Raw genomic sequence first — 434 nt, 5'->3', positions numbered from 1 at the left:
CGACCAATCCTATACATTTTGGAGATAATAATCCAGTTAAACTATTTACTGAACCAATTCTTACAATAGGAACATGGCTAGATATTAATGGTAACAATAATAAAAGCGAAATTATTAACACATGGGTAAAGGCTACTGATTTAGCAGTTACTTTTCATAAATGGAATACCACTCAAGCATGTAATTTTACAATCCACACCTTTAGAGGAATTACTTCAGATATCTGGAGAAGGACCTCTGAAGAAACCAAAAATCAAATCAAATATGGAGAAAAATCTACGACTACCATAGATAGTAATGAAAGTTTAGATGCTGAAAATTTTAAAGAGATTTTAAAATGAATAGAAAATTTCTTAAGACATCTACTCTTAGCAGAAGTTATACCTGAAACTAAAATTGATATAATTACTTAAGAAACCTTACTAGCTGAAAGA

General features: G+C 29.7%; 1 protein-coding gene. It reads left to right on the top strand.

Going from position 1 to position 434, the window contains the following annotated elements; genetic code table 11:
- Window positions 1–341, top strand: a 341-nt coding sequence (locus GOQ16_RS18530) for a hypothetical protein (RefSeq protein WP_160070443.1), incomplete at its 5' end; no start/stop codon positions are given.
- Between the last annotated feature and the right edge of the window lie 93 nt (window positions 342–434).

Origin of the sequence: Sphingobacterium bovisgrunnientis, assembly GCF_009829085.1 — a bacterium.
Taxonomy (GTDB): domain Bacteria; phylum Bacteroidota; class Bacteroidia; order Sphingobacteriales; family Sphingobacteriaceae; genus Sphingobacterium; species Sphingobacterium bovisgrunnientis.
Note: the sequence above shows the minus strand (reverse complement) of the source record. Positions and strands in the feature narration are given on the sequence as shown.